The 23,329-nt window shown below is 40.9% G+C and carries 21 protein-coding genes; 5 read left to right on the top strand and 16 right to left on the bottom strand.

The features are described from left to right. Positions 1-361: 361 nt before the first annotated feature. A complete protein-coding gene (locus tag AACU33_RS32625; protein ID WP_096594413.1) occupies positions 362-1,132 on the top strand; it encodes a PIG-L deacetylase family protein in 771 nt (256 codons plus the stop codon). A 165-nt stretch (positions 1,133-1,297) separates the two neighbouring features. Continuing rightward, complete coding sequence (locus tag AACU33_RS32620; protein WP_096594412.1) at positions 1,298-2,407, top strand: glycosyltransferase family 4 protein; 1,110 nt, start codon at positions 1,298-1,300, stop codon at positions 2,405-2,407. Positions 2,408-2,525: 118 nt separating this feature from the next. Here AACU33_RS32620 and glmS read toward each other — a convergent pair whose 3' ends face one another. The 3 genes from glmS to AACU33_RS32605 form a co-directional block, all read right to left on the bottom strand. Further along, on the bottom strand, positions 2,526-4,403 hold the full coding sequence (gene glmS, locus AACU33_RS32615; RefSeq protein WP_096594411.1) for a glutamine--fructose-6-phosphate transaminase (isomerizing): 1,878 nt from the start codon (positions 4,401-4,403) through the stop codon (positions 2,526-2,528). A gap of 222 nt (positions 4,404-4,625) precedes the next feature. Continuing rightward, positions 4,626-4,871 carry a photosystem I iron-sulfur center protein PsaC gene (gene psaC, locus AACU33_RS32610; RefSeq protein ID WP_012411495.1) on the bottom strand — a complete coding sequence of 82 codons (246 nt, stop codon included), beginning with the start codon at positions 4,869-4,871 and terminating at the stop codon, positions 4,626-4,628. A gap of 707 nt (positions 4,872-5,578) precedes the next feature. Next, positions 5,579-6,388 carry a hypothetical protein gene (locus AACU33_RS32605; protein ID WP_096594410.1) on the bottom strand — a complete coding sequence of 270 codons (810 nt, stop codon included), beginning with the start codon at positions 6,386-6,388 and terminating at the stop codon, positions 5,579-5,581. A 242-nt stretch (positions 6,389-6,630) separates the two neighbouring features. Here AACU33_RS32605 and AACU33_RS32600 point away from each other — a divergent pair, with 242 nt between their 5' ends. Next, positions 6,631-6,996 carry a DUF6464 family protein gene (locus tag AACU33_RS32600; RefSeq protein ID WP_096594409.1) on the top strand — a complete coding sequence of 122 codons (366 nt, stop codon included), beginning with the start codon at positions 6,631-6,633 and terminating at the stop codon, positions 6,994-6,996. 24 nt (positions 6,997-7,020) lie between these two features. On the opposite strand, the gene fmt is transcribed toward AACU33_RS32600, so the two are convergent. Further along, positions 7,021-8,022, bottom strand: coding sequence for a methionyl-tRNA formyltransferase (gene fmt, locus AACU33_RS32595; protein WP_096594408.1), 1,002 nt, complete (start codon positions 8,020-8,022; stop codon positions 7,021-7,023). 985 nt (positions 8,023-9,007) lie between these two features. Here fmt and AACU33_RS32590 point away from each other — a divergent pair. Continuing rightward, positions 9,008-10,333 (top strand): hypothetical protein, encoded by a 1,326-nt coding sequence (locus tag AACU33_RS32590; protein WP_096594407.1) that lies wholly within the window; start codon positions 9,008-9,010, stop codon positions 10,331-10,333. Between the two features lie 261 nt (positions 10,334-10,594). Further along, the gene (locus tag AACU33_RS32585; RefSeq protein ID WP_096594406.1) at positions 10,595-11,104 is read left to right on the top strand and encodes an MAPEG family protein; all 510 of its coding nucleotides are present in this window, start codon (positions 10,595-10,597) and stop codon (positions 11,102-11,104) included. A gap of 145 nt (positions 11,105-11,249) precedes the next feature. Here the strand turns inward: AACU33_RS32585 and minE are convergent, their stop codons facing one another. The 12 genes from minE to AACU33_RS32525 form a co-directional block, all read right to left on the bottom strand. After that, the gene (gene minE, locus AACU33_RS32580; RefSeq protein WP_096594405.1) at positions 11,250-11,555 is read right to left on the bottom strand and encodes a cell division topological specificity factor MinE; all 306 of its coding nucleotides are present in this window, start codon (positions 11,553-11,555) and stop codon (positions 11,250-11,252) included. Positions 11,556-11,587: 32 nt separating this feature from the next. Beyond that, on the bottom strand, positions 11,588-12,394 hold the full coding sequence (gene minD / locus AACU33_RS32575; RefSeq protein ID WP_096594404.1) for a septum site-determining protein MinD: 807 nt from the start codon (positions 12,392-12,394) through the stop codon (positions 11,588-11,590). A gap of 62 nt (positions 12,395-12,456) precedes the next feature. After that, on the bottom strand, positions 12,457-13,533 hold the full coding sequence (gene minC, locus AACU33_RS32570; protein WP_096594403.1) for a septum site-determining protein MinC: 1,077 nt from the start codon (positions 13,531-13,533) through the stop codon (positions 12,457-12,459). A 130-nt stretch (positions 13,534-13,663) separates the two neighbouring features. After that, entirely contained in the window at positions 13,664-15,004 is a 1,341-nt protein-coding gene (locus AACU33_RS32565; protein WP_096594402.1) for a four-carbon acid sugar kinase family protein, read from the bottom strand. A gap of 5 nt (positions 15,005-15,009) precedes the next feature. Continuing rightward, on the bottom strand, positions 15,010-15,675 hold the full coding sequence (locus AACU33_RS32560; protein ID WP_096594401.1) for a hypothetical protein: 666 nt from the start codon (positions 15,673-15,675) through the stop codon (positions 15,010-15,012). A gap of 98 nt (positions 15,676-15,773) precedes the next feature. Then, positions 15,774-16,130 (bottom strand): DUF5615 family PIN-like protein, encoded by a 357-nt coding sequence (locus AACU33_RS32555; RefSeq protein WP_096594400.1) that lies wholly within the window; start codon positions 16,128-16,130, stop codon positions 15,774-15,776. Continuing rightward, positions 16,123-16,506, bottom strand: coding sequence for a DUF433 domain-containing protein (locus AACU33_RS32550; RefSeq protein WP_096594399.1), 384 nt, complete (start codon positions 16,504-16,506; stop codon positions 16,123-16,125). The genes AACU33_RS32555 and AACU33_RS32550 overlap by 8 nt, the downstream gene beginning before the upstream one ends. Before the next feature lie 570 nt (positions 16,507-17,076). Further along, the gene (locus AACU33_RS32545; protein ID WP_339376415.1) at positions 17,077-19,128 is read right to left on the bottom strand and encodes a bifunctional serine/threonine-protein kinase/formylglycine-generating enzyme family protein; all 2,052 of its coding nucleotides are present in this window, start codon (positions 19,126-19,128) and stop codon (positions 17,077-17,079) included. Between the two features lie 237 nt (positions 19,129-19,365). Beyond that, positions 19,366-19,866, bottom strand: a complete 501-nt coding sequence (locus tag AACU33_RS32540; protein WP_096594398.1) for a DUF3368 domain-containing protein — start codon at positions 19,864-19,866, stop codon at positions 19,366-19,368. Further along, positions 19,859-20,113, bottom strand: a complete 255-nt coding sequence (locus tag AACU33_RS32535) for a UPF0175 family protein (protein ID WP_096594397.1) — start codon at positions 20,111-20,113, stop codon at positions 19,859-19,861. Before AACU33_RS32535 ends, AACU33_RS32540 begins: the two co-directional genes overlap by 8 nt. Before the next feature lie 169 nt (positions 20,114-20,282). Continuing rightward, positions 20,283-21,572 carry a Glu/Leu/Phe/Val family dehydrogenase gene (locus AACU33_RS32530; RefSeq protein ID WP_096594396.1) on the bottom strand — a complete coding sequence of 430 codons (1,290 nt, stop codon included), beginning with the start codon at positions 21,570-21,572 and terminating at the stop codon, positions 20,283-20,285. A 200-nt stretch (positions 21,573-21,772) separates the two neighbouring features. Further along, entirely contained in the window at positions 21,773-23,272 is a 1,500-nt protein-coding gene (locus AACU33_RS32525; protein ID WP_096594395.1) for a carotenoid oxygenase family protein, read from the bottom strand. Between the last annotated feature and the right edge of the window lie 57 nt (positions 23,273-23,329).

The following is a 23,329-nucleotide window of genomic DNA, read 5'->3' as shown; positions in this document are numbered from 1 at the left end:
CATTTTTACAAATAAGCTGTTAATACCAAAACTTGACTGAATATTAGCGCCAATTAAACACCATATTTTACTTAGACAATAATTATTTTTGTTTTGATATTAATAGAGGCATAAAATTAGCATATTCTGTTTTAATGCGTTTGTTAAAACTTTATATTCATATTGCTAAATAGCTGATATTTTTACACAAATAACAAAATATTATAGATGACATTTTTGGTTGACTAAACTATGATTTGATAACAAGATAGGTCAAAAAAACAAGTTATAAATGCTTGTAAATCTCATAACTTTTTCAAGATTCATTAAATATCTTGCACTTTAACTATGAGTTATCCAAGCCTAGATAAAGCTAATAACAATGAACATCAAAAGTTATTTACAGCAGTTACAAAAACTAATTCCTCATACCTGGCTTGAGCAAGCGCAATATCTGCACTCTAGTTTTATCTTGCGCTGGATTTTGCAGAATGGAAGTCAGCCACTCACATTAAGCCACAAATCAGCAATGGTGTTTTCTCCTCACCAAGATGATGAAACATTGGGTTGTGGCGGAACGATCGCGCTGAAACGAGAACATGGCGTATCAGTAGTAGTAGTTTTTCTAACGGATGGACAGGAATCTACTAATTCTGATGTAATTACTGAGATTCGCAAAAAAGAAGCAGAGAAGGCATTAGAAATATTAGGAGTAAATTCATCAGAAATATATTTTTTAGCAAAACGAGATGGTACTTTACCACATTTAAATGATGAGGAAAAACGACGAACTATTACACAGTTAGTTGATTTGTTAAAGTATTATAAGCCAGAAGAAGTATACGTACCTCATCGGAAAGATTGCCATCGAGATCATGAAGCTACTTATGATTTAGTCAAAGCTGCGATCGCTCAAGCAGGAATTACAGTCGAATTGTTACAATATCCTATTTGGCTGTTCTGGAGAGCGCCATTATTTATTATGCTGAAATTGCAGGATATAGCCGCAGCCTACTATCTCTCGATCGCATCAGTTCAAGACAAAAAAAATAGAGCAATTTCTTCATATTGTTCTCAAATAAATAGCCTACCTCGTGGCTTTATACAACGATTTTCTAGGTCGCCGGAAATATTTTTTAAATCTGAGTCCTAATATTTGGCGATCGCTATAGTTCTTTGCTCAAGACTACCCCTCTTCATTTAGGTAGCAAATAAATCAACACCAGGACATATAAGACTATTTTCTTTTTTGTGTCTACATACCTTTATGTTCTAAAACATTCATTTCTAAAACGTGCTTTCTGTGGAGTAAATTAAAATGCGGATACTACACCTTACCAATCATGTACAACAAATTGGCAATGGAATCGTCAATGTAGCAGTAGACCTAGCTTGTTTGCAAGCAGACGATGGCCATGATGTCGCTGTCGCCTCAGCTGGGGGAGAATACGAAACATTACTCGCACGTCATGAAGTTCAACACTTTCACCTCGATCGATCGAGAACACCAATAAATGCGATCGAGGTTGCTTGGCGTTATCGACAGATAATCCAAGAGTTTCAGCCAGATATTGTTCATGCACATATGATGACAGGGGTTGTGCTAGCAGGACTTTTGAGAAAAGGTTTTGAATATAGTTTAGTTTCTACCGTACACAACGAGTTTCAGCGTAGTGCTGTACTGATGGGATTGGCAGATCGAGTAATTGCAGTTAGTAAGGCTGTAGCCGATTCAATGGTACAGCGTGGTATACCTAAGAGTAAGTTACGAGTAGTATCCAACGGTACATTAAATAGCCCCCGCCATCGTAGCATTAAAGATTATCAACCATTACCTTTATGTCGTCCAGCAATTACTACAGTAGCTGGGATGTATACTCGCAAAGGTATTGTCGAGTTAATTGAAGCATTCACCAAAATTGCACAGGAGTTTCCGCAAGCACATTTATATTTAGTCGGAAACGGCCCCGATCGCCCAATGTTTGAAACAATGGTGCAAAGTACACCTTTTGCAGACCGCATTCATTTTGAAGGCTTTCAAGCAGAACCACAACGCTATATGCTCTCAAGTGATATTTTTGTTCTCGCTTCTCACTGCGAATCATTTGGATTAGTGCTAACAGAAGCGCGAGAAGCAGGTTGTGCAATTATTGCTAGCGATGTCGATGGAATTCCAGAGACTTTGGATGGTGGACAAGCTGGTTTATTAGTACCGCCAAAAGATAGTCAAACTTTGGCAAATGCTTTAGGCCATTTGCTCAAAGATTCGCAACAACTACAAAAGTTTCAATACCAAGCAAAACAAAACCTAGAACGGTTCAGTGCCAAGCGAGTTAATGAAGAAACCCTAATTGTATACTATGAATTAATGAGTAACTACAGTCTGTTTAAGGTAATAAGAAACAAAGAACTTGTAGTTAGTAAATAACATAAAAAATCTCTTGAAGGCGATCGCAATATCTACCCCCAAGAGTTATGTTCCAAGTTTGTTATTTAATTTCCAACTTTTTTATTCCTCCACACCAACTCACATAAGCCGTATTATTTTATTCCACTGTTACTGATTTGGCTAAATTTCTGGGCTGGTCAACATCTAAACCGCGACGGGCAGCGATATGATAAGCCAATAATTGCAGAGGTACTACGGAAACAAGTGGGGAAAGTAGTTCATCTACAGTTGGTACTGGTAATAAATCGTTGAAGATTTCGCCTGCTTCGCCATCTTTGACGGGTGTGACACCAATTAAGCGAGAATCTCTGGCTTTGGCTTCCTGGGCGTTAGAAATTACCTTTTCATAAACACTACCAGGAACTGCGATCGCAACTACTGGTACTTTCGCATCCAAAAGCGCGATCGGGCCGTGTTTCATTTCTCCGGCGGGATAACCTTCGGCGTGAATGTAGCTAATTTCTTTTAATTTCAAAGCGCCTTCTAAAGCGATCGGGAAGTTAATTCCTCTGCCTAAAAAGATGAAATCTTGAGTTTCAGCAAAATCGTGGGCTAAATGTTCGGTTAATTTTTCTTGAGTTTCTAAAGTTGCTTCAATTTCTTTGGGAATGTGTCGTAAACCTTCAATAATCTCTGCTATTTTATCTGGGGAAATTGTCTGACGATGCGCCGATAAATCTAACGCTAAAGCGTAAAACGCCATTAATTGCGCAATAAAGGTTTTTGTTGCTGCTACCCCAATTTCTATTCCTGCTAAGGTATTGATAATATGGGGAAGCATATGACCGAGGCTGCTTTCTGGGCGATTAGTAATCCCTAGCAATCGCGCTTGATATTTACTTTCTCTACCTTGGCGGCGTTCTTTTTCCATCGCTAAAGCTGCTAGAGTATCAGCTGTTTCACCTGATTGTGTCACCCCAATAATTAATGTGTTGGGTATCAAAGGTGATGGCGCATAGCGATACTCAGAAGCATAGTGTACTTGTGTAGAAATCCCTGCTAGTTGTTCAAGCAAGTATTTTCCTACTAATGCGGCGTGCCAACTAGTACCGCAAGCAACGATTTGAATTTGTTCTATGTCTGCGTAAAATTCTGGAGGTAAACCGAGATTAATTGGTGACTGAGTAGATGCAGCCGAATTACCATTATTACTGAAATAAGCTTCTAAACTAGCGCGTACTACTCCTGGCTGCTCGTAAATTTCTTTGAGCATAAAATGCTTGAATCCCTGCTTTTCTACCATCGTGGGATTCAAGTTAAGCAATCGAGGTTGCTTTTTGAGGCGATCGCCAGCAAAATTGTAAATTTCCACGCCTAACGGAGTCAAGCGCGCAATTTCTCCATTATCTAATGGTAGTACTGCGCGGGTATAAGCAACGATCGCGGGCGTATCGGAGGCACAAAAGAACTCCCCTTGTCCAAAGCCAATTACCAAGGGTGCTTGTTGCCGAACGAGAATCAATTCATCTGGATAGTCTGCCGAAATTACTGCGATCGCAAATGCACCTTCCAGGTGCTTGACTGCTTGACGAACTGCATCTAGCAAAGACGAGGAAGATGTTTTGAGAATTTCGGCAATTAGGTGAGGAATGACTTCTGTATCTGTGTCTGAACGAAACTGATGTCCTTTTGATTTCAGTTCATCTCGCAACTCGCGGTAGTTTTCAATAATGCCATTTTGCACTACCGCTACTCGCATCGCCGTATCTAGATGGGGATGGGCGTTGTACTCTTCTGGTTTACCATGAGTCGCCCAGCGAGTGTGACCAATGCCTATTTGCGCCGGATTTTCTGTTTTTTCGAGTTTAGAACGTAAGTTATGCAGTTTGCCTTTAGCCCGCACGCATTGAACATCACCTTCCCAGATGGTAGCGATTCCCGCGGAATCGTACCCACGATACTCCAGTTTTTCTAACCCAGCTAGTAGAATTTCTGTCGCCGCTTGAGTGCCGATATAGCCAACGATTCCGCACATTTTAGTTCACTACTCCCTGTTGAGGATGATTCCAACGTGTTTAAGTTGATACCATTGAAGTGCCATTTTAGCAAAGAAAAAAGGAGCTTATCGCTCCTTATTACAGTATTTATTTTTAAAGAACAATATTGTAGGGTGGCAAATATCCACCCTACGATCCTAAAGGTGCTTGCTAACTAAGACACTTGATTGCGAGCCAAATGAGAAATTAAAAAGAATTCCTCAATAAGCTAGACCCATGCTGCGAGTTGTTTCAGCGCCCAGGTAAACCCGGATGCTTAAAAAGTCGGTGGGACAAGCGGTTTCACAGCGTTTGCATCCTACGCAGTCTTCTGTACGGGGTGAAGAGGCAATTTGAGCAGCTTTGCAGCCGTCCCAAGGCACCATCTCCAATACATCAGTAGGGCAAGCGCGGACGCACTGGGTGCAGCCAATGCAGGTATCGTAGATTTTTACGGTATGAGACATTGAAAAAAGGCTCCTTTCGAGTGTTCTTCTCTGCGAAGGAATCATAATCAAGGCATAGTTTACCGCAGTGGCTGAGGCTCCGTAATCAAAAGGCTACATAACTTTAAACTATGTAATAGGCATTCTGTGAAATTTAGCCTTCGTCATATCGTCCCCAACGCCCGATTCCCCGATAAATCAACCACATCACAGGACAGCTTCTTTCCTTTGCCTCTCTGCGACTGCTGCTATTTGTAAAGATTTATGAATCTTTACTCAATCTCTTCTAGGCAGCAAACAGAGTGTTAGGAAATTCACCTATACTACTCAGCAGGCTAAACCTGGATACAAAATTCAACTGAAGAGTTGACCGAGTAATATTGTGATTGATTCGATGCTAATCATAGCATTTTGTCAATGGTAATTTGAAGCGTAATCAGCGTTTCATGATAACTACAAATCATGCGTGCATTCGTGAATTTGGTAGTTTAAATAACCGATCGTATTGGACAAATAAGCATTCTGAGAATTAGATTGTTTTACACATAATTATTCATCTGTTAAATTACAGACAATGCGATCGCTCTAGAAAGTTATCCATAATAATCTTGATTGATATTTTGACTGCTAGTAAACATCCTGAAAGTGGTTTCTCGAAGTGACGAGCGATCGCTGGTTCTCAGCCCAAAAAATTTAGCAGACGATGATTAATCTTCATGCGAATTTACTTAGTATAGAATTTTATATCGACCCAAAAATTTAGCGATCGCCTCAGCGGTTTCATCCATTTTTTGTCTACCTTTGAAATAATTAGTATGATAACTAGTCAGATGTATGTCCTTACCAGAGTTTCTTAATAAGGTAATGCGATAACCTGTAACGCTGCGATTTCGCCTTTCTTGAACATGAATATCAATAATATCTTGTAATTGATACTCTACAGTTCTAGAGATGATAAAAAACCACTGACATTTTTTAGTTAAAGAACCGCGACTTTTATCAAAAACACAAGTAACAACATCACTACAGAAAGCAAGCCATAACAGATTCATTATGACTACAACTACAAAAATTCTAACTATGAAAATATCTTCCTTCTCTATCTTTAAATTTGACTCTTGAGGATTGTTGACAAACAGATTAATTTTATCCGTAATATTATTGAGTTCATAACTAGTAATGTTAGGGCGAAAAGTCTTGACCGAGGAAAAGACTATTTCTCCTACATTGGTAATTAAGATAACTCTTTGGAATTGACCAGTCGAATCGCTAATATTATGTTTATCAAATTTAGCTCCTTGCAATTTCCCTATCGGGATATTTTTAGTATGAAAAAATAAAATGTTTGTCTGAACTAAATGACAAGTTTCTGACTGTGCTTGGGAACGCTGACAAATTAACGCATTAGTAGTGAATTGGGATGCAAAGATGCTGAAAAAAGGCAACCAGATGCAGCAGCATAATCCCGCTACGATCCACATATACCAAGGTCGGAATGTCAAAATAAGTTTATTTGGACTCTCTTGTATAAATGCCATAGGCGCTCGTTACTGATATTGAATGCTTTAATATAGCCTCAACAACGATCTACAGTTGGCAGATTTTGATTTACATAACTCAAACAGACAGCGATTGTCTATCAACGATCCACTTTCACAACGCGATCGCTGTATCTCAACCCAGGAGATTTAGCAAACTATTAATTATAATCTAAATTCGTTAAGCTAAAAGAGGTTACTAAGATACCATTTTTATAATGTAAATCAAATCACATAAGCTTATGGAGCCAGACTCTTTACCAACCGAGGTGATTTTGACGCATCCGCGTCAATCCCTCGGTAGAGCGCAACTTGATTGGACACCCCAACCAGGAAATTACCTCGATTTTGAAGGTAAAACCTACGCAGTTTTGGAACGCCGCCATAAATACCAACTTAAAGCAGGGCGTTACCGCTTGCATAATATCGCCCTTTACGTACAGTCTGCTCAAAGACCAGCTGAGAAAAGCTTGGTAGACGGACGCTGGGTAATCGGCGATGCCACTTGTTGCTACAATGCGCAATCAGAAATCGTTCGTTGTGCAGTCAATCCCAGCGGCCCTTGTACATCTTGCCGATTCTATGAAAGAATCGAGGCTGAAGGATGAAATTCATACTTCACACTTAACACTTCAGCCTTTTTCAAACACCTCTCCTACAGTTAAGCGGGTGCCATTAACAAAATCCCATCCCGACTGAGGACGTTTGCCAGCTAACTGAACCTCTCGCAACAACAACATACCTTCACCAGTTTGGACAATCGCTCCAATTCCCTTGGTAATGTTTACCACTTCTCCCGGACTACCGGATAACGTTGACAAATCAGGCAATTTGTGAGTTATTTTTTCTAATTCTGGTGGTAGCTTATAGCTGTAAGCAGAACCAAGGGGAACGGTAGCAGTAATTTTTAGTGCTTGGTTGCGAAAGCTGGCAGTGCAGTTAGGGTAAAAGCCTCTGATTTGGTTGTGTAATTGCATAGCGCTCTTTGACCAATCTAAACTATAGTCCTGCTTTTTAATTAGTGGTGCATAAGTCGCTTCAGAATTATCTTGAGGAATTGCTGTGATTTCTTGTCGTTCCAGTTTAAATAAGGTTTCCAGCAATAAGTCTGCACCTAATGTAGCGAGTCTTTCAGCCAAAGTGTAAGCATTATCAAGTAATTCAATAGGTGTAGTTGCTTTCAGCAGCATTGCACCTGTATCCATGCCAGCATCCATTAACATGGTAGCGATCCCCGTTTCTGACTCACCGTTATACAAACACCATTGAATGGGAGCAGCACCCCGATATTTAGGCAAAATTGAACCATGCACGTTAATGCAGCCTAACTTCGGCATATCTAAGATGTTTTGTGACAAAATTTGCCCATAGGCTACAACGACAAAGGCATCTGCATCTGTTTCTTGGAGTTTGTTTAACGTTTCAGTGTGTTTTTTTAGCCGTTGGGGTTGCCATACAGGCAAGTTAGCAGCAGTAGCAAGAGTTTTTATTGGTGAAGGTGTCAGTTTATTCCCTCTTTCCCGGCGTTTATCTGGTTGAGTGACAACTGCTAATACCTCAATATCTGGGTGATTCAGCAATTTTTCGAGAGTGGGAACAGCAAACTGGGGAGTACCAAAAAATACGATTTTCATGCTAGTCAATAGTCAAATATTAATAGTTAATGGTCAAGAGTCAAGGGTTATATCGTGTCTGGTGAAAGACTGATCGTTGAGACTGCAAGGGGTCAGGGGACACAGAAAGAAAGAGTTTTCAGATTTTTGCACAGATATGGGATTCATAACTCATTAACCGGACATGATGTTAATAGACTTTGGACTCTTGACAATAAAGATAAGTTTTTTAGTGCTAAAGTAGTTTGATATTGGTGAAACTCAAGGTTCCTTGATAAACTTATAATTAAGTTTAAGTTAGCCAGCAAATAACGTAGTAATAACTGCTGCTGCTGCTAGCGAAATCAACCCTTTGGCAATGTTTGACGGCAATCTTCTGGGCGTCTACCAGCTAAATCTCGTTTCGTGTGTTCCCTTAAATTGAGCTATGTCACTGTATTCTCACAATTAATGTAGAACAGATGACAATTTCTGCTCTTGGGTAGATACTAGTAATGGTTTTTGAGTTATAAATATGTTGCGCGTCAGCTTTGCCAGCTTTTCAAGTAACGCCTCAAATTTCCCTTAATTCAAATTCTGCGATTTTGTCGCAGGTTATATGTAGGGAGAGAGCCTGCGGGTTAGCGATCCCTAAAACAACTCCTAACAGTCCACTTATTTAAATCTCGGCTGTTGTTATTAACAGCTGAAATTGGACTCTTAATGCCTTTTGAGCGATACCCCTAGGTACGATTAGGTGTTAAGTGTCAAACTAGCTTGTTTTGTACTTTATATGGCTTAGTCGATCTGTATTATTACTATAATAACAGAGGGCTGACTAATACCAGTATATTAGCTTTTATTAGGTGTAAACTATGATACTTAAGTTTTGTAAAGCTGTGATAAATTTGAACAAATTATCTCGTTAAAAATTTGAGTTTCTTGTTATACCTATAGTTATAGCCAAACCTCATTGCTGCCCAGGTCTGCTCCTCACACAGCAACCGCCCCCCTAGAGAGTCAACCCATGCTTAAACCTCTTTTGCTGTCTGGATGGTTTCGCGTAAAACCATTTATTAAATATGCTGTCGTTGTGATACTGATTGCACCGCTAGTAGCGGCATCAGGTCATTCTACCTCGGCTAGGCAATCAGAAGTAGCAAAAAGCACCTCTGAGAGTGAATCATCCGGTTCAAACTCAACAGAAATAGCTGCTGTTAGCGAACCTGATGTAGCTGATATTTTACAAGCAGCACCAAGTAACACCTTGACGAGAGAATCTGACTCTCAACTACAAGGTATGGGTATTATTGGACAACCGCAATTCTCATCAACGGAAAAAATAGAGTCTTCTCCAGAAGCAGCAAATGTTGTTACAGAAGATTCTGTTGCCAGCAATGATGTAGCTGCTAAAGATTCATTAACAGCAGTAGAACTCGCGCCCTCTACCAAGCTGTCTTCTAGCCAATTAAATTTATTACAAAAATTAAGAAATTCTAAAATCCAATCTTTAACAGCAGATAATTCTCTGCCAAAAAAGATAATTGTTACGCAATCGTTGGCAGCAACTCAAGTTTCTCCGATTTTGAAAGAAACACAACCAGAAGCCAACAAGGAAGTACCTGTTTCGGAACAATCTGGCCCAGAACAAGCAGCAGCAGATCCTATCGGTAGCCCCCATCCTATTCCCTGGAAATGGATTATGGCTACGCAAGAGGCAATTGGCTCTAAGGGCGGTGGAGTACGTTACTACCGTAGCGTTCCTGTAGTTTCTCCAGACGGCAAGCATATTGTTTATAGTCGGGTACGACTGGAAGTAAAACCCGAAATGTACAACAGCCGTGTTACTAGTGTTTTGTTTGTGGAAGAAGTACAAACCAAAAAGTTACGGGTAATTGCTTCAACTTCTGTACTTAGCGATCCCCTGTTGCAAGCAAAAGCTCAGTCTTCAGAAGCAACACAAGATCAAGGTAAAATTGGCGTGTTAGTGCCTGTTAGTTGGTCAGAAAAAGGCGAGCGCTTCTTAGCACGGAGATTTGAAGGTATATTCAACACAGCCGATGCGACAGATCGAGCAGTTATTTGGGATAGACAAAATAATCAAGCTAACACTGTTTCTCCTGTAAATAATCCAGATGAGCATGAAAAGATTGCAGTGTTATTAGGTTGGAGTAAGAGTCAACCCGATCACGTACTATTCCGTGCTGGCGAACTAGGTGATGAAGATTGGCCTTTAGTAAAAGTGGCAATTGATGGTAAGACTGTCAATACAAATCCAGATACAGATCAGCCAATTACTTTTGGTCAAAAGCTGACAGATGCTTGGGCAGGCCCCCAAGTCGCCTATCGATAGTTTTTTGATCTAAAATCCCTATAGAATCCCGTTGTTGCTGAGTTGACAACGGGATTTTTTTGTTATTGCAAGAAGCTTATTAGTCGTATGATTAAAAATAAGTTTTGATATCAAGTTTCAATTAAAGATAGTATCTGTCATTGCGACCGGAATGCAGTGAAGGGAAGCAATCTCATTAATTCTGAGGTACTACAACAAACTGCAACTTAGTATGAGTTTGATATTTTCAATTAAATATAGCGATGTGCTTGAGGAATCGAGATGATTGAAAATAGTATTCCCGTATCAACTCTTTTTATTGGGCTGAATGGTCTTATTGCCTTTTCTCTTTCTTATATTGCAGCAGATGAAAGGCTAAAAACAAGGGTTTGGCATGGGGAATCTAAAGCAGATGTCGCACAACAGCCCAACCCTCTAGACAATCCTAATCCTTGGGCTAGTAGTGTTGAGAATATAACTCAAAAACTCTTTCCTGAACTAAGAAAAGATCATAGTCTGCTACAAAGAAAGGTGCGCGCGCATGGCAATTTTGCTGAGTATGTACCTCATGGATTGTTATTTATAATTGCTCTGGAATTGATGCACACACCAATATGGTTGGTGTGGCTTTTGGGTAGCGCTCTTACTGTTGCTCGGATTGCTCATGCATGGGGTTTAATTAATACTTATGGCCCTTCTGTTGGGAGAGCAATTGGCTTTTTCACTACTTGGTTTGTTTATTTAGTTGGTAGTTTTGCTTGTATTTATTACGGCTTGAAATCAATAATGTAGAAGATGTTTTGTTCAATTTTATGAGCAATTCAACATCGAACTCAAGGCGAGGATAAACATCTTTGAAATTTTGGCTTTCGCACAAAATTATTAGCCATTAGCAATTAGCCAATCGCTATTAACTAGAAAAATACTTAGTATAAAACTACAAAGTCGTTTCGCTACTAGTTTCTACTAATTCTTCTGTATCTTCTTTGACTCTACGGATGGGCAAGTTGGCAATCAAAGCTGTAGTTCGTTGGTTGCTTTCTAGAGAAAACTCCAAGTGATCTGTATCAACTTCTACATAACGACAAACAATCTCTAGGATTTCTTGTCGCATTTTTTCCAACTTCTGCGGGTCTAAGTCAGCGCGATCGTGGGCTATCACCAATTGCAGGCGGCGTTTAACGTGAGTGCGACTGGTATCTGGAGAACGAACAAAAAGCCTTTCTAAAAGTTCAAGAATCATTGCAAATAGGTCTGCGGGGACAGGAAAATTAGTTAACCAATCTTAGTCCACAACAACTTTCTCAAACGAGTAAAGATGTTGTCATGGTGTGAGTCGAGTTCAAGAAATTCGACAGATTCCCCTTCCAATCTGCGAGCAATGTTCTCAAAGGCTGTGGCAGCTAAAGAAGGTGTGTCTGATAATACCAGAGGTTCGCCGCGATTGGTAGAGACAATAACACGCTCATCGTCGGGGATCACACCAATGAGGGGGATGGCGAGAAGTTCCTGAACATCTTGAACAGACATCATATCATTGGCTCGCACCATTGCGGGTCTGATCCGGTTAATTATGAGATGAATCCGCTTAATACCTTGTGCTTCTAATAACCCAACTACCCGGTCAGCATCACGGACGGCAGAAATTTCGGGTGTGGTGACGATAAGGGCTTCTTTTGCGGGTGCGATCGCATTTTTGAAACCCATTTCAATACCCGCCGGACTATCGATGATTACGTACTGGTACTTTTGCGCCAGGGCGTTCACCAATAACTTCATCTGGTCGGGTGTAACTGATTCTTTGGTGCGATTTTGGGCTGCGGGTAGGAGTACGAGATTAGTTTGTCGCTTATCTTTGACTAAAGCTTGTTCTAAGCGACACTCCCTCGCTAGAACTTCCACCGCCGTATAGACAATGCGGTTTTCTAGTCCTAGTAGCAAATCCAAATTTCTCAAACCAAAATCCGCATCAACTAAGGCTACTTGACGCCCAATTTTGGCTATAGCCATGCCCAGATTTGCTGAAACTGTGGTTTTACCCACCCCTCCTTTACCGGAGGTAATGACAATAATGCGAGTCATGATCGAAACACGCTCAATAGGGTTTAGGAAATATAGTAATTACTTAAGGCTCCCGATCGATCCTACTTAAATTGGTTGCGGGAAAAATCAATAGCCCTGGCGATGCGAATGCCTTGCGGTGTTATGTGCGCTACTTCGGGAGAAAACTGTGTTGGCGATTTTTCTGGTGCCCTAGCTACGGCATCTGCAATCCGCAATTGGGTTGGTTCCATTTGCAAGGACATAATCAGACACTCACGATTGCCACTAGCACCAGCATGGGCGATACCCCGTAACCGACCCCAAACTAAAATATCTCCATCTGCAACTACGATACCACCTGGATTTAAATCTCCCAAAATGATGACACTTCCCGGATGACGAATTTCAACTCCAGAACGTACTGTCATTTCTAGATAAAGGGCATCTGCTAAGGGGGTGGGGGTAGTTTTAACTTCCGAACTGAGAGAAGTTTCTAGTTGGAGTTGTTCTACAGAATAACCAGAAGAGACAGCCGCGATCGCAGTTTGACGGCGACTAGTAGCTACAGATTTTAACTGTAATTGAACTTCACTTAAAACTTCCGCCAGTTCTTGGAGTTGTCGGCTATCTAACAAGCGGTCTTTTGCCATCAGATACACTGGTGTATTGGGTGTGCGAAAGCGTTCTGCTTGTAGGCGTTGGCGCATCTGTTGCCAAACTTCGTACCAGCTAAATTCTGCGGCTGGTACTTGTGCTTCTGTCGGCAAAATTAATAAAAGTCTTCCCTCCTCAGTTTTCCATTGGACTTGAATATTATTTTTTACCTGATTTTCTGGTAATGGTAAATCAAGAGCATTTAGATCGGAAAGGGCAGAAATTGAATCTAAATTGGGTATAGCAGCATGAGAGGCTGCATCTTGAGGCGGAGAATTTATCTGTGAGTCAGGGTTCTCTAGATTTGATGATGCATCAACAGCAGCAGAATTTGTCTGTGAGTCAGGCTTGTCTGAATTTACTTCCGCATCAGCAGGCGCAGAATTTGTCTTTAAATAATGAAGAACAGAATTTAGTTCTACCTCAGGGAGAACAGAATTTGACTCTCGATCGGAAACGTTAGATATTGAATCTGCATCAGGAAGTGCAGAATTTGACTCTAAATCGGCAGAATCAGAAGTCATGCAGCACCAGCCAAAAAACAAGGAACAATCGGAGCAATTATCAATACAAAATTAGTTGCATTGGGCAACAATATCCTCACACCAGAAAGTGCTGAGTATATCAGACAAAATAAAAATCTTCACTCATAACTCAGGACTCCTTACTCAAAACTTTGTTCGTCAACCTGCGATAAATGGTTGCTAAAGAATCAGCATCGCCAACATTACCAGGAAATAATACTACTGGCAACTTCGGAAATTGAGGATGGTCTGTTGGTGTCAGAACCATCGAACAACCAGCTAAAATTTGACCGAGTAAACGGGCTGAAGTTAAGGCAAGGCCAGTACTGAGGACATCATTAGAAGTAATGCCGCCTTTACCGATTAAGAATCCTATATCAGCTGGTAAACCTCGAACAATATCCATTAATAAAGCAGACACCTTGATGCCAAACTCTAACCTTGTATTAACGTCCTTAAAAGTTAGTTCTTGACGGCTTGTATAAACTACTGGGGTTTTACCAGCGTTGTGTGCCGCTTTTACACTTTCCAGGATCTCGGTTAGCAGTGTAGCAGATTGATTCGCTGGATCGTGAAGAAGTTGGGCAACATTGACTTCAATTCCTACCGTTTCTGTTTCTTGTAAGAGTGCTTCTAGTTGTTGCGTTGTCTTTTTGACGTGGGAACCAACGATAACTGCACCTGGTTTACCACCACGTACATACTCTGCCATGTTTTCGGCGGCAATCGGTTGGGGAGGTAAGGCGGCTAAAGCGGTTAAAATACTGGCGGCACTGCGGAATAAAAAGCGTTTACCCTGACTAGCTGCTTTTAAGATATCTCTGGCAAACGAGTTGAGATCGGCTTGAGTTTCACCATCGACAACAACGCATTGATTACCACTCAGTTGCAGTAACCGTTCTAAAGTTCCAGCACGAATATCGTCCAGCAAAAATCTTTCCACAGACTCAGCCGGAATTTGTCCTGCGGTTTTTTCTTCTACGTACTTGGGCAAATAACTGTGATGGTAGCTGAATACTGAATCGCGAGCAAACTCAGTTTCATGCACTGGCGTAGGGACACCATCAATAAATAAATAATGTATGCTGTCGCGGGTGATGCGTCCGCCTTCAAAAAATGCTGGGACGAGAAAATGGGCATCAAAGGGGCCGAGTTCTTCAGCGATCGCATCTGTTTCGATGGGATAATGTCCTCTTAAGGTCGAATCAGAACGACTCACAACCAGAAAATCTGCAATTCCTTCCGCATCTAAGGCAATTTTCAAATTACGGCAGACTTCTTTGGTAACAGATGCAGCTGACTCTGGTGGTAAAGCGCGGGTATTTGTCAGAATAAAGAAAATCGGTGAATTATCTTGCAATCCCAAGCGTAAAGTTTCCACATCCCAATGCATCAGCAGCAAACAGCTGTGGACTGTTTGAGAACCTGTCGGGTCATCATCCAGGACAATAATTTTTGGTTTGTTGCTCATTTAAATCAACGCGGCGACTGTAGTTTGCTGATTTCCGCTTGCACATCCAGGGCAATCTGCAATGATTGATTGAGGAATTGCGCGTATTCACCTGCCTGACTACTAAGTTGTAAGGCTTGGAGATTAGCTAAATTATTGACAAATAACTCTTGATTATTAGCAAGCAGTTTTTTATTATCTCGTAAAATTCGTTCGGTTTTCAAAGCTCGAACTAAATCTTCTCTGATTAGTTGCAAGGCTGAGATGACTTTATCTCGGTCATTGATACTGCTTTGCGTATTGCCAGATGTTGCTAATTGGTCGTTAATATCTATGGCTTTGATGACTGCATGATATTTATCGACTTCATCTAAAAGAATTGACAACGCTTGCGGACAAGTGAACCGCCGCCAGAGCGATCGCCCAACTATCACCGCAATTGGCACTAGAATTAGTAAAATGATTCCTAATTTAATTGAAGAACCAATTATTGGCAAAATAATAAACGCATAAATCCCACCAACAATAATTGGTGTGAGCGCTAAAGCCACCAATCCTTCATTCATCAAAAATCCTAATCGCTTCTCGCGGTCTGCCATAATAGAAGGTCGAAAAACGTCTTCTGAATCAAATCCAGTTAAGCGTCTTAATTCTCCTTTACTAATTTCCAAACCTAATAAGTCCGGCTGCACTACTGGATACTCCTTCAGGAAGCGCGAGTTGCGTATATATTGTAGTCGGTTTAGCGTAGATGCGACGGTTGTTGAGGTATCAGGTTCAAATGTAATAACTACTCTCGCCACCGATTGAGCCAATCTACCTGACCAACCCAATCTGTCGCTTCTGCTTGAGATAAAAGGCGATCTAATGCCGCAATCAAATCTGAAAGTGACCAACTATTCTGAGCAGCAAGAATAATACCGCCATGTTGAGGATACTGTTGCGCTAGAACAATAAAGTCTCTCACGTTGAAAGTAAAGATACATCTACCCTGAGCAGTTGCGCGTAATAATTGAATTTCATCACTAGCATCCAAGGGCATCCAGTCATTTGGAGTACGCGTGACATCATGCCCTTTCGATACCAATGCTGAATGTAGCGATTTAATGGATGTATCTGCATCCAGATGAAGCTTGAGCTTAACCATTCACAATTTCTAAGGATTGCTCAGAAGCGATCGCAGCGTCAATTTGCTCCTTATTTACTGCATAAAAACTCAGAGCTTCTCTTACCTGTGTCTCAGTCAGATCGTACTCATTCTTTATCTGACTTGTATTCATACCCCATTTTTGGGAAGCGATCGCCACAGTCTGCACTCGAATTCCTGTTCCTTTGACGATCGGTACAAGTTGCCCATTTGACGCCTGACGATAAGCAATTTGTGGAAAAGATGCTTTCAGGGTACTGACTTTTTCGGTTACAGCCCATAGAATAAATTGGTCAAGCGAAATCCCCTGAATCTGAGCTAATTGCTCAATTTCATGCTTCAACTGGTCAGGTAAATTTAGGGCATATGCTGTCATTTTCAGTTTTTAGTTTCTAGCTCTAAAAAAATCATATTCTAAATCTTTTGCTTCCTTGCCATCTCGTCTTGGAATCAATTTCAAGGCTAATAGCTAAGATGAAGATGCTCTTGCCTCCCGTACCGAACGTTAGGTGATGTCTACCACAAGCTGCTCCGCGTCTACGCATCCACTAAAAGTTACATTGCATCGGCTTACAATGCGATCGCATCAACTCAGATTGCAATTGTATCGACTGCCTAACTTAATTGCTCAAAGCCAGCACAACTCCCAACTCTACAATCGGGCATTCTAGGAAAGACATCAAGAAAGCGATCGCTTTATTAACCAAAGTGATTAGTCTGTTAAAGAAAATCGTTGCTTTGTTAAACAAAGTAATTAGTCTGTTAAAGAAAGTCGTTGGTTTGTTAAACAAAGTGATTAGTCTGTTAAAGAAAGTCGTTGGTTTGTTAAACAAAGCGATCAGTCTGTTAAAGAAAGTCGTTGGTTTGTTAAACAAAGCGATCAGTCTGTTAAAGAAAATCGTTGCTTTGTTAAAGAAACTACTTGTTACGCAAATTTTGAGACACCTTAATTGCTCGACAAACTCAGCGCAACTCGAAAACCAACATTGATGTATTTATTATCTCGCGCGTTACAGTTGCGTACCGCTGAACGGCAATTCCACGGGTTCATATTCCAGGAACCACCCCGCAGCAAACGAGTATGATTATCACTCATCCAAACACTTCCATCGGCTGGCGCTCCTTTATAATTTTTGTGCCAGCTATCTTCGCACCATTCCCATGTATTACCATGCATATCAAATAACCCAAAGGGGTTGGCAGGAAATATTCCGACATCCGTTGTCTGTCCGCAATATTTACCCTTGGGCCCAGAAGCGTAAGTGTAATTCCCGTTGTAATTAGCTAAATCGGTTGTAATTGTTTCACCAACACAAAACGGAGTAGTTGTTCCTGCACGACAGGCGTATTCCCATTCTGCCTCAGTTGGTAAGCGATAGGGTTTTCCCGTTGCTTGCGCAAGTCGAGCACAAAATTCAACTGCTTCATCCCAGGAAACTTGTTCCACAGGTCGATTAGTGCCTTTAAAATGAGAGACTTCGGGATTTAATTGAATATTCACCTTCTCTAGCGCCGCAACAGCTTTCCATTGGCTCTGAGTAACCAAATATTTCCCCATGAAAAAGGGTTGAAGCGTAACAGTGTGTTGTGGACTTTCAGAGTTATATCGTTCTGCTTCATCTCTTGGAGAACCCATCAATAATTCTCCACCGGGAATTGCAACCATTTCTAAAACTAAATCATTACCCAGGTTTTCTGTAAAAAACTTGGCTCGTCCCCAAATGCGATTAATTATCCAGGCTCTGGTGTTCTTTGATAAGTCGGATTTGACATTTAGAGTAGCAAACTCAAATTCAAACAGCTCGGTTTGAATTTGCGCTTTCCACTGCGGCGATTTTTGGGTAATGACCCTTTCTTCTATCGCCACGATATCTTCATGGTGTAATCCTAAATATTGCTGATAGTCTTGCAAATCTTTTTGAGTGGTTTGGTCAAAAGGATATTGATGTTTAACTGCATCAATTAGTGCTTGTTCATACTCCTGTAATTTCTGCTGATACTCGCGATAGGGTTGGAGAACTTCTTCTTGAATTTCCTTAGCTCGATCCTCAGATAAACCTAACTCATGTCGCTTAGATTCTAGTATTTTCAAAGCAAAAATCGAAAAAGTCCCCTGACCTTGTTTTGCGCGACTTCTAGCTTCTTGAAAGAATATTTGCTCGGCTGAGGGATTAAGAAGAATTGTGGGCGCTAGTTTTAAGGCTTGCAACGCTTCTGCAGCTTGAGAATAGCGCAAACTGAAGTGACGGCGTACCATTTGAGTTAACACCTGAGCCAGATGGTCGCTCACCTGTACTTGATTCTGCCAGATGATTTCACCTGTCAATGGGTCTTCTTGCAAGTCAGAGGGTAAATCACCAGTCAAAGCTTGAATTATCGTCATCCCCACAGCATACACATCACTACCCAAACAAGGTTTACCATTCTTTTGCTCGTTGGGCATATAGCCGGGAGTACCGATAACAACGCTAGAGTATACCTCACCTTGAGAATTCACTATCAAAGAGCCAAGTTCTTTCACTGCTCCAAAATCAATCAGGAAAATTCGACCATCTTCATGTCGTCGCATTAGATTTTGCGGCTTAATGTCGCGGTGAATCACTCCTTTACTATGTATAAAAGACACAACTTCTAGAATATCTTCCAACAACTGAGTTGCATTATCCTCACTCAGCTGCGCACCAGGAATGAATTCTTGGCTCAAGTCTTGTCCTTCGATAAATTCTTGAATTATGTAAAGATTTTCGTTTTCGTTAAAATGTGCTAATAATTGGGGAATTTGGGGATGTTGGCCTAGCTTTTCGAGAATAGCCGCTTCTTTTTCAAAAAATTCCACAACACGGGGATGAGACTGATTAGGACGCAGTTGCTTGACTACACATAAAGGCTTGCTAGGTTGCAAAATATCCCTAGCCAGAAATGTTACAGCAAAGCCACCGCCGCCTAATTGTCGAATGATTTCGTAGCGTCCAGCCAGTGTATTCAAGATGACTGTCAACCCCCAGAAACCGGATGAATTTTAGTGTAATTGTCAATGATTGAATGTGACAAGTCAACTTCAGCAATGGTGAAGAGAATTCGCATCTACGCAAACTTAATTCTGCCTTTACCTCTTTTGATGTAGACTTTATGCAGAGTTTAACTCCCCATAGGGATATAGAATGCTAGGCGATCGCTATGGTCAAAATTAAAGCTTTTGCGCCATTAGTTCTACACATAATTTAGTATTATTACGTTATAAACTTTCTCCAGCTTCTTTAAGTGCAAAATCAATAACTGTTTGACTTAAGCGAATATTATGATTTAGCATTTCTTGAATAGCTGTTTTAATAGATAGAGGATAACCTTCACGTTTAGCACGTAATAAAATCCCAATTGAACCTGTCACTGACAGACCGCTTAATCTAGCTATTCTTCTACCCACAGCTTCATCAATACAAACAGTTGAAATATTTTCGTTTAATGCTAATTGAATAACTGATGCTTCTCCCAAATCTAAGGAATTAAATAGAAAGGGAGAAATGTTTAAAGGCGAACTTTGCTTTTGTAACCACGATGCCGATTGAAATTCATTGACAGCCAAGCCTGTAGAACCACCAATGAGTATTTCTTGTGAGACTTCAAAAGGAACAAGAACATCTAGATAGAGAGACTGTAAAATCTTCAAATCACCTAAAGCAGCAACGATAGCAATTAAGGGAGAAGTGTTAATCACTATTTGGTTAGGACTAGGCATTTTCTAGATCTGATAATAATTCTTCTTCACTTAGGTCAATCAAGGAAACTTCGTAGTCTTTAAGTTTGAGGATAAAAGTTACCCTGTCAACGCCTACTAATGCCGCAGCCATACCAGATGAAAGACGTTTCATTTCATATAACTTAACTGCCATTGCCCATTTAGATTCTTCTTCAAATTGTTCTCTAGTTTTGCCAACAGCATCAGGTAATGTTGCGGGGTAGTTAATTGTCATTTTTAAAGACATATATCTTTTATTGTCTAGATTAATTTGAGTTTATCAAATCTAAAGAAAAGTTGATAACGGTAAGTAAGTTAGAGAATTTAACTGATTGATTTTTAGGTATTAATTTAGCGATCGCCAAAAAAAAGAGGCAGATAAATCATCCGCCTCTAAAATTAGATTAGTATAAAAATTATGGATAAAGACCGCGATCGCTCAGTGCTTGCGCAACTCTTCCCACTCCCAGCGTGTAAGCTGCTAAACGCAGAGTCATTTGCCTTTTCCTTGAATGTTCAATTACTTGACGGTAAGCTTGCACCATCAAATGTTCCATTTCGCGGTTAACTCGATCTTCATCCCAGAATAAATAAGAAAGTCCTTGTACCCATTCCAAATAACTAACTACAACACCACCAGCGTTCGCCAAAATATCTGGTAGTACTACTACACCCCGTGCCTCTAGTGATTCGCTAGCTTGCAGTGTTACCGGGCCGTTAGCTGCTTCTGCAACAATATGCGCTTGTATTTGATTCACATTCTCTTCGGTAATTTGGTTTTCCAAAGCTGCTGGAATCAAAACATCGCAGGGTAAAGTCAGCAAGTCTGCATTGCTAATTGCTACGGTTTGTGGGAAACCGACAACACTTCTGTGATTTCTAGCAGCGTAAGCTTTCAATGCAGGAATATCTAAACCAGTTTCGGAATATATCCCCCCAGCACTGGTGGAGACAGCAATGATGATTGCACCTGCTTCCTGTAGCAATTCAGCAGCAGCCATACCCACATTTCCGAAACCTTGAATGGCTATGCGCACACCCACCAGGGATTTACCTTCATCCGCCAAGGCTTCCCGGACAATAATCATTGTCCCACGACCAGTTGCCATTTCCCTTCCTCTGGAACCACCAACTGAAATCGGTTTACCAGTCACAACCCCTGGTACAGCATGGCCAACGTTAACTGAATAAGTGTCCATCATCCACGCCATTTCACGGGCGGAAGTACCGACATCTGGTGCGGGAATGTCTACTGATGGGCCAATATCTTTAATTAATTCGCTGGTGTAACGGCGGGTAATTCGCTCTAATTCACCAACGCTGTAATACTTTGGATCTATAGCAATACCACCCTTTGCACCACCATAAGGAATACCTAACAGCGCACATTTCCAAGTCATCAGCATTGCTAGGGCAGAAACTTCTCGCAGTGTTACAGCCGGATGGTAACGAGTTCCTCCTTTATAGGGGCCTAAAATATCCGAGTGTTGTACCCGATGCCCTGCGAATACCCGTATTTCCCCATTATCCAGTCTTACAGGAATAGAAACTGTAACAACTTTGCGTGGGTGGCTGAGAATTTCTAAGATTCCTTGATCTAATTTTAATTCTTTTGCTGCCGCTTCTAGATAGCTACAAGCTTGATCGAAAGGACAAATATGCGCTGGACTTGCAGGTTCCAGCGGCATTACAGGTGTTGCAACCATAAAATTTACTCCTAATCGCGGTATCTTTGCGAACCGGATATATATATATGCCTAGCTTATCCTTTCTTTTAAAGAAAATTAGAGTTTTTGTAGTTTTTGTTACAATTTAATTTCGCTTTTATGCATTATATGAAAAATGAACACAGATTATTCTGTGTTCATTTATAGCGATCGCTTTTATCAAAATTTACTAATCCCGATTAATTGGGCGCGAATACCTCAGGCGTAAAGCTACCATGCAAACCATAAGGTATGTGATGCTTGAGATGCAAACGCGCGATCGCTCCTTTATTTAGATCGCTAGCATCCAAAATTACTACATCCGAGCGATGGTAAGCCGCATCATAAACCAAAGCCAGCACCCAACCGTCATCTTCCTTTTCTGAACCTGGACGGGGAACAAAAATCGGTTCGCCCATAAAACCACAAGGTGCAGCACTCCATAGTTGTCTTTCTCCTGAATCTAAATCAATTTTCAAAATTGATTGCAAGGGAGCATTCCCCGTCTCTGCATGAGTCGCACCTATATACAAGTAACGATATGGGCGTCCCACATTATTAGGATGAATGCTAGGAAACTCACAACAACGACTTTCAATTAACTCTTTTTTTACTGTTCCATCCGTGAGGTTGAGAGTAAACCGCCAGAGTTGTCCTGGCGAACCAGCCTCGAAATTAACTTGGCGAAAATCGCTTTCCGGTTCAACTTCTGGTAAAGATTCGTAGCAAATCGAGTCAATGATAATTTCATCTCTCACTTCAAAAGCATTAACATGATGAAAGACAAAACCCGATTGAGTTTCCAGAATCTTCATGTCTGCTTTTCCAGCCTTGGGATTGCGGGGGATAACTATCAGTCGAGTTGGCTGCTTTGAGTCAAACTTGATACATTCTCCGGCGGCACGAATTCCCAAAGCTAAAGGTATGGGATTGAAGGTGACAGGATTCTGAAAGAAAATGCAGTAATTGGGAGTAATGACAAAATCGTGAATAAAACAGAAACCCGGAACGCTATGGGCGCGCTTTCTAATAATTTGACCTGCTGAATTTAATTCAAAAATCGTAATTTTGGTAGAAAGTCCTGGCTGAATCGAAAAGTTGACCAAGCAAGGTGCGCCATTATCTTGATTGCAACTGGGGTCAAGGCGGGGGTGGGCGCTAAAAGCTTCACCTGGAGATAAAACACCGTTGAAATATTCTCTTCCCAAGGTTTCTAAAGTGTAAGGGTCGAGAAGATGGGGTTCAGCCGCTTCCCAAAGTGCCAATAGTTTATTACCCCAGTAGATGACGTTGGTGTTAGCAATATTTTTAATTTTGAAGTCAAAAAGATTAGCTAACCAACCACCTGGTTTTTGTGTGCCAAATACACCACGATAAAGAATTTTTCCGGCTTTTTGTTCTGCTACATAGCCTTCAGTGCGGACAAAGCGATTGCGAAAATGAGCGCGACCATTAACAAAGCTGATGCGGCTAATCATGCCATCGCCATCAAAGGGGTGATGAATGCGTTGACCATTGATATCTAGTAAACCAGGGCCGTTTCTAAACAGCGTACCTTGGAGTTCTGGAGGAATTTGACCTTCTATATCATCAATCCAATAATCAAATTCTTGATATTGAGATTCATATCCTCCTTGCCAGTCAGTGCGACTGTAAGATTTTTCTAAAATTGCGCTTTCTGTAATTTTTGAACTCTGCATATTTTTTATATCCTTTTGTTATCTTGCGCAAAGACACAAAAGAAATCTCGACTTAGT

It is taken from the genome of Calothrix sp. NIES-2098, from assembly GCF_963875125.1.
Lineage (GTDB): Bacteria > Cyanobacteriota > Cyanobacteriia > Cyanobacteriales > Nostocaceae > Aulosira.
This window is presented reverse-complemented; position numbering and strand designations above follow the sequence as displayed.

What these genes read in the sequence shown, in the direction of transcription:
- AACU33_RS32625 (WP_096594413.1), top strand. Translation starts at nt 362, where the DNA reads ATGAACATCAAAAGTTATTTACAGCAGTTACAAAAACTAATTCCTCAT.
- AACU33_RS32620 (WP_096594412.1), top strand. Translation starts at nt 1,298, where the DNA reads ATGCGGATACTACACCTTACCAATCATGTACAACAAATTGGCAATGGA.
- glmS (WP_096594411.1), bottom strand. Translation starts at nt 4,403, where the DNA reads ATGTGCGGAATCGTTGGCTATATCGGCACTCAAGCGGCGACAGAAATT.
- psaC (WP_012411495.1), bottom strand. Translation starts at nt 4,871, where the DNA reads ATGTCTCATACCGTAAAAATCTACGATACCTGCATTGGCTGCACCCAG.
- AACU33_RS32605 (WP_096594410.1), bottom strand. Translation starts at nt 6,388, where the DNA reads ATGGCATTTATACAAGAGAGTCCAAATAAACTTATTTTGACATTCCGA.
- AACU33_RS32600 (WP_096594409.1), top strand. Translation starts at nt 6,631, where the DNA reads ATGGAGCCAGACTCTTTACCAACCGAGGTGATTTTGACGCATCCGCGT.
- fmt (WP_096594408.1), bottom strand. Translation starts at nt 8,022, where the DNA reads ATGAAAATCGTATTTTTTGGTACTCCCCAGTTTGCTGTTCCCACTCTC.
- AACU33_RS32590 (WP_096594407.1), top strand. Translation starts at nt 9,008, where the DNA reads ATGCTTAAACCTCTTTTGCTGTCTGGATGGTTTCGCGTAAAACCATTT.
- AACU33_RS32585 (WP_096594406.1), top strand. Translation starts at nt 10,595, where the DNA reads ATGATTGAAAATAGTATTCCCGTATCAACTCTTTTTATTGGGCTGAAT.
- minE (WP_096594405.1), bottom strand. Translation starts at nt 11,555, where the DNA reads ATGATTCTTGAACTTTTAGAAAGGCTTTTTGTTCGTTCTCCAGATACC.
- minD (WP_096594404.1), bottom strand. Translation starts at nt 12,394, where the DNA reads ATGACTCGCATTATTGTCATTACCTCCGGTAAAGGAGGGGTGGGTAAA.
- minC (WP_096594403.1), bottom strand. Translation starts at nt 13,533, where the DNA reads ATGACTTCTGATTCTGCCGATTTAGAGTCAAATTCTGCACTTCCTGAT.
- AACU33_RS32565 (WP_096594402.1), bottom strand. Translation starts at nt 15,004, where the DNA reads ATGAGCAACAAACCAAAAATTATTGTCCTGGATGATGACCCGACAGGT.
- AACU33_RS32555 (WP_096594400.1), bottom strand. Translation starts at nt 16,130, where the DNA reads ATGGTTAAGCTCAAGCTTCATCTGGATGCAGATACATCCATTAAATCG.
- AACU33_RS32550 (WP_096594399.1), bottom strand. Translation starts at nt 16,506, where the DNA reads ATGACAGCATATGCCCTAAATTTACCTGACCAGTTGAAGCATGAAATT.
- AACU33_RS32540 (WP_096594398.1), bottom strand. Translation starts at nt 19,866, where the DNA reads ATGCCTAGTCCTAACCAAATAGTGATTAACACTTCTCCCTTAATTGCT.
- AACU33_RS32535 (WP_096594397.1), bottom strand. Translation starts at nt 20,113, where the DNA reads ATGTCTTTAAAAATGACAATTAACTACCCCGCAACATTACCTGATGCT.
- AACU33_RS32530 (WP_096594396.1), bottom strand. Translation starts at nt 21,572, where the DNA reads ATGGTTGCAACACCTGTAATGCCGCTGGAACCTGCAAGTCCAGCGCAT.
- AACU33_RS32525 (WP_096594395.1), bottom strand. Translation starts at nt 23,272, where the DNA reads ATGCAGAGTTCAAAAATTACAGAAAGCGCAATTTTAGAAAAATCTTAC.